Source organism: Mycobacterium sp., from assembly GCF_049683935.1.
Taxonomy (GTDB): Bacteria; Actinomycetota; Actinomycetes; order Mycobacteriales; family Mycobacteriaceae; genus Mycobacterium.
The window spans coordinates 1-4,684 of the sequence record NZ_JBAUJR010000206.1 but is presented as its reverse complement, the minus strand read 5'-3'; the positions used below and the strand labels follow the sequence as shown (position 1 = coordinate 4,684).

The window sequence follows — 4,684 nt, the reverse complement described above, 5'->3', positions numbered from 1 at the left end:
GGTTCGCACTGACCAGCCGGGTCGACGTCGCCGCGTCGCGACGCGCCGTCGGCGAACTGGTCCCCGACGTGCCCGCCCCGCCGATCCCTGCGGGCGCAGCCTTCCCCGAACTGGGCACGCCGACGTTCATCACCCCCAGTCCGGACTTCTATCGCATCGACATCAACCTCGCTGTGCCGCAACTGCGGGCCGAGGACGCCGTACTCCGCATCACCGGCATGGTGGACCAGCCGATGGAGTTCACGTTCGACGACATCAGGTCCATGCCGTTGACGGAGCAGACGATCACGATGACCTGCGTGTCGAACGAGGTTGGCGGGCCCTATGTTTCGACGTCGAACTTCATCGGCGTACCGCTGCTGGACCTGCTGGAGCGCGCCGGGATCCAGGAGGGCGCCGAGCAGGTGGTGGGCCATTCGGTCGACGGGTTCACCCTCGGCACCCCGCTGGACATGCTGCGCGCTGCGGGCAGGGACGCGATCGTGGCGATCGGGATGAACCGTGAAGCACTGCTACCTGAGCACGGATTCCCCTTGCGCACAGTCGTTCCCGGTCTGTACGGCTATGTCTCGGCGACCAAGTGGCTGACCGAGCTGGAGCTGGCCACCTACGACGTCAAGCCCTACTGGGTGGAGCGAGGGTGGGATGGCCAGCCGCCGGGTGTGGTGCCGATCAAAATCTCCTCCCGTATCGACGCGCCGACGTCGTTTCAGCGCCTGCCCGCCGGTGACGTCACCGTCGCCGGAACCGCGTGGGCTCAGGGACGCGGCATCAGCAAGGTGGAACTGCGTTTCGACGAGGGGCCTTGGCAGGCCGCCGAACTGGCCACCGAGGTCAATCCCAACACGTGGCGGATGTTCCGACTGACCACGCCGCTGTCACCCGGCCAGCACAGAGTGACGTGCCGCGCTTTCGACGGAGACGGCGTCATGCAGAAGGAAGACAGACTGCGCCTGATCAACCCCGGCCCAGTGCCGGACGGGTCGACGGGCTGGCATTCGATGATCTTCACTGTCGAGTAGCGACACCTGGGCCTCGGGTTAGAGCAGCGGCGCGCTGACCACGGCACTGAACACCATCAGCGCGAGCAGCAGCCAGCCCGTCCCCAGCCACGCCCACCACGCGGGCTGCTCGTGCCGCACCCGGACACCCCGCGCCAGTGACCATGCCGCGCCGGCGAGCAGAATCGCCGGTGCCCCCAGAGCCAGCGCCGCACGCTGCGGCGCCCCGCACGCAACCGCGTCGATCGTCGAACCGGTGCAGGTGCTGACCCACACCGTGGCGGTGATCAGGAAGACCAGACCCGCCGCGGCGAACCCGGCGCCGGTCCGCAACGCCACAGCCACGCGGCTGTAGTCGACGTCCCGGTTGCGGGATAGATCGGTCATGGAGATGTGCATTCCCACTGGTCATCTGCGATAAACGCGATGTGTCGTAGGCCGCGCCTACCATGCGTGCGTGACGAGGCTGCGGTGGAAGCTGTACGTGGTGCTGGCGGTATCCGTCGGCATCACCGCCTACCTGATCGGCGCCGGCATGACGGCGAGTGTGCTGCTCGGGCTATTGGCCCCGCTCATCGCGGCCGCCGCGCCCCGGTTCTTCGTGGCCACCGTCGTCGGCGCAGCGACCCCGGGCAGCGGTGAGCGCAGCGCCGCAGACCGCATGTCGGGCACCGAGTTCGAGGACTACGTCGCCCGCATCGCCCGGTCGTGCGGCGTACCGGTGATCATGACGTCGATCACCGGCGACTGGGGAGTCGACCTGATCGTCGGCCGCCGGCCTGACCGGCTGGCGGTCCAGTGCAAGCGGCTGTCGCGCCCGGTGGGCGCCGGTGCCGTTCAGGAAGTGGTCGCCGGCGCGCCCATGCAGGACTGCACCAGGACGATGGTGGTCACCAACAACGTCTTCACGCCCGCTGCAAGGAAACTCGCCGAGCTCCACGGGTGTGAGCTGGTGACGGGTGCGGATCTGCCGCGGCTGCGCTCGACGATCCGCCGGCTCACTGCGCCTGCTGAGCCCACATCGTCCTGAGCGTGGCGTGCACCGCGTCGACGGCGGCGTCGATCTCGTCGCGCGACACCGTCAGCGCGGGCCGGAAGCGCACGCTGTCGGGTCCGCAGCCCAGCATGATCACTCCGCTGTCCCACAGACGGGCGACCAGTGCGTCACGCTGCTCGGTAGTCGGCATGCTGAACGCACACATCAGGCCGCGGCCGCGCACGTCGCGCACCAGGCCGGGGAACTCGACGGTCAACTCGTCGAGTCGGTCGAGCAGATAGCGTCCACTCGCCGCCGCCCGGGCGAACAGTCCGTCGGCCTCGATGACCTCCAGGATCCGTCGGGACCGGACCATGTCGACGAGGTTTCCACCCCACGTCGAGTTGATCCGCGAGCTGACGCTGAACACGTTGTCGGGCACCTCGTCGACCCGCCGGCCGGCCATCAAACCGCACACCTGGGTCTTCTTGCCGAACGCCACGACGTCGGGCATGACACCCAATTGCCGGTAGGCCCAGGCAGTTCCGGTGATACCGCAGCCGGTCTGGACCTCGTCGAAGATCAGCAGCGCATCGAACTCGTCGCACAGATCGCGCATGGCGGCGAAGAACTGCGGCCGGAAGTGCCGGTCGCCGCCCTCACCCTGGATCGGCTCGGCGATGAAACACGCGATGTCGTGCGGTGCGGCTTCGAATGCCGCGCGGGCCTGGTTGAGCGCTTCGGCTTCCAACGCATCCATGTCCGCCCCGGGACGGATGAACGGCGCGTCGATGCGCGGCCAGTCGAACTTCGGGAAGCGCGCCACCTTGTTGGGATCGGTGTTGGTCAGCGACATCGTGTAGCCGCTGCGGCCGTGGAACGCCCCTCGCAGGTGCAGCACCTTGGTGCCCAGCGCCGGGTCCAGACCGCGCGCCTCATTGAACCGGCTCTTCCAGTCGAACGCGACCTTCAAGGCGTTCTCGACCGCGAGTGCGCCGCCGTCGACGAAGAACAGGTGCGGCAGGGCCGGGTCACCGAGCACCCGGGCGAAGGTGTCGACAAAACGCGCCATCGGGACGCTGTACACATCGGAGTTGCTCGGCTTGTTCAACGCGGCCGCGGCCAGCTCGGCGCGGAAGACGTCGTCGTCGGCCAGGCTCGGGTGGTTCATGCCCAGCGCCGACGACGCGAAGAACGTGAACATGTCGAGATAGCCGCGGCCGGTGCGGGCATCAACCAGGTAGGACCCCTGGGACCGGTTGATGTCGAGGACGAGGTCGAGACCGTCGGCGAGGATGCTGCGAGCCAGCACCTCCCGCACGTCCGACGGGGAAACCTCAGGCGATCGGGTGCGGCTCGAGACCGGAAGAAGGTCAGTCATACCGCCATAGTAAAGGATATTTTCCGGTCTGCATCACATCGAGCGGTCTTTAATCCGGTATGAAGCGTCGTTCGCCGTAGAACTTCTGTAGGATGACCGTGCTGCGTGTCTTCACGTCGGCGGCGGTGCGGATCCGTTGAAGCAGACCTTCCAGTGCCCGCGCCGACGCGACGTGCACCAGCAGGACATAACTCTCCTCCCCGGCCACCGAATAACACGCTTCGATTTCAGGGACGTGCTCCAGCCGGGCAGGAGCATCATCGGGTTGAGACGGATCGAGAGGGGTGATGGCGACGAACGCCGAGAGCATGCTGCCGACGGCTTCCGGGTTGATCCGAGCCGTGTACCCGGCCACCACACCGCGCGACTCCAGCCGCCGCACCCGCGACTGCACCGCCGACACCGACAGTCCCGCCGCGGCCGCGAGGTGCGCCAGCGTCGCACGGCCGTCGGCCACCAGCTCACGGGCCAGGATGCGGTCGATCTCGTCGAGCTGCAGCGCTTCGTCGGGGCCCGTCATGGCCGCACCCTATCGGAATCTCCACCCCTACAAGCGTGATGAGGCCTGCCCATGACCACCACTGTGATGTCCTCCGTTCCCACCACCGACGTCCTGCGCACCCGCGCTCGCGACGCCCTCGACGCCCTCGGGTCGACTGCTCGGCTGGACTCCCCCGGCTCGGGCGGGCTGGCTGCCAGCACACCGATCACCGGCGACGTGCTGTTCACGGTGGCCGAGTCGTCGGTCGAACAGGCCGACACCGCGATCGCCGAAGCCGCGCAGGCCTTTACGACATGGCGGGTGACCCCGGCGCCGGTGCGTGGCGCACTGGTGGCCCGGCTCGGCGAGCTGCTGGTCGAACACAAAGCCTCACTGGCCCAGCTGGTCACCATCGAAGCCGGCAAGATCACCTCCGAGGCGCTCGGCGAAGTGCAGGAGATGATCGACATCTGCGAGTTCGCCGTCGGGTTGTCACGGCAGCTGTACGGCAAGACGATCGCTTCCGAACGGCCCGGCCACCGGCTGATGGAGACCTGGCATCCGCTGGGTGTCGTCGGCGTCATCACCGCGTTCAACTTCCCGGTGGCGGTGTGGGCGTGGAACACCGCCGTCGCGCTGGTGTGCGGCGACACCGTGGTGTGGAAGCCCTCGGAGCTGACCCCGCTGACCGCCCTGGGCTGCCAGGCGCTGATCGAGCGCGCCTGCTCTGATGTGGGCGCGCCGGTCGAGGTGAGCAGGCTGCTGCTCGGCGAGCGCGAGGTCGGTGAGCGGCTGGTCGACGATCCACGCGTCGCGCTGCTCAGCGCCACCGGATCGGTGCGGAT

The 4,684-nt window shown here is 68.0% G+C and carries 6 protein-coding genes; 3 read left to right on the top strand and 3 right to left on the bottom strand.

The window, feature by feature from the left end; all coding sequences use genetic code 11:
• Positions 1-1,022: molybdopterin-dependent oxidoreductase (locus WA965_RS11545; RefSeq protein ID WP_526447537.1), on the top strand; the 1,022-nt coding region annotated here is incomplete at its 5' end.
• Positions 1,023-1,040: 18 nt separating this feature from the next.
• Here the strand turns inward: WA965_RS11545 and WA965_RS11540 are convergent.
• Positions 1,041-1,388 carry a hypothetical protein gene (locus WA965_RS11540; RefSeq protein ID WP_526303147.1) on the bottom strand — a complete coding sequence of 116 codons (348 nt, stop codon included), beginning with the start codon at positions 1,386-1,388 and terminating at the stop codon, positions 1,041-1,043.
• 70 nt (positions 1,389-1,458) lie between these two features.
• Between WA965_RS11540 and WA965_RS11535 the strand changes: the two genes are divergently transcribed.
• Entirely contained in the window at positions 1,459-2,031 is a 573-nt protein-coding gene (locus WA965_RS11535) for a restriction endonuclease (protein ID WP_526447535.1), read from the top strand.
• On the opposite strand, the gene lat is transcribed toward WA965_RS11535, so the two are convergent.
• Together lat and WA965_RS11525 are read right to left on the bottom strand one after the other, a co-directional pair.
• Positions 2,000-3,358, bottom strand: coding sequence for an L-lysine 6-transaminase (lat, locus tag WA965_RS11530; protein ID WP_526303145.1), 1,359 nt, complete (start codon positions 3,356-3,358; stop codon positions 2,000-2,002). The genes WA965_RS11535 and lat overlap by 32 nt on opposite strands.
• 49 nt (positions 3,359-3,407) lie before the next feature.
• Positions 3,408-3,878, bottom strand: coding sequence for an Lrp/AsnC family transcriptional regulator (locus tag WA965_RS11525; RefSeq protein ID WP_526303144.1), 471 nt, complete (start codon positions 3,876-3,878; stop codon positions 3,408-3,410).
• A gap of 51 nt (positions 3,879-3,929) precedes the next feature.
• Between WA965_RS11525 and WA965_RS11520 the strand changes: the two genes are divergently transcribed.
• A partial coding sequence (locus tag WA965_RS11520; RefSeq protein ID WP_526447533.1) for an aldehyde dehydrogenase family protein occupies positions 3,930-4,684 on the top strand: 755 nt, incomplete at its 3' end.

Bases quoted from the DNA above. Each gene is read 5' to 3' on its own strand.
- WA965_RS11540 (WP_526303147.1), bottom strand. From the start codon at position 1,388: ATGACCGATCTATCCCGCAACCGGGACGTCGACTACAGCCGCGTGGCT.
- lat (WP_526303145.1), bottom strand. From the start codon at position 3,358: ATGACTGACCTTCTTCCGGTCTCGAGCCGCACCCGATCGCCTGAGGTT.
- WA965_RS11525 (WP_526303144.1), bottom strand. From the start codon at position 3,878: ATGACGGGCCCCGACGAAGCGCTGCAGCTCGACGAGATCGACCGCATC.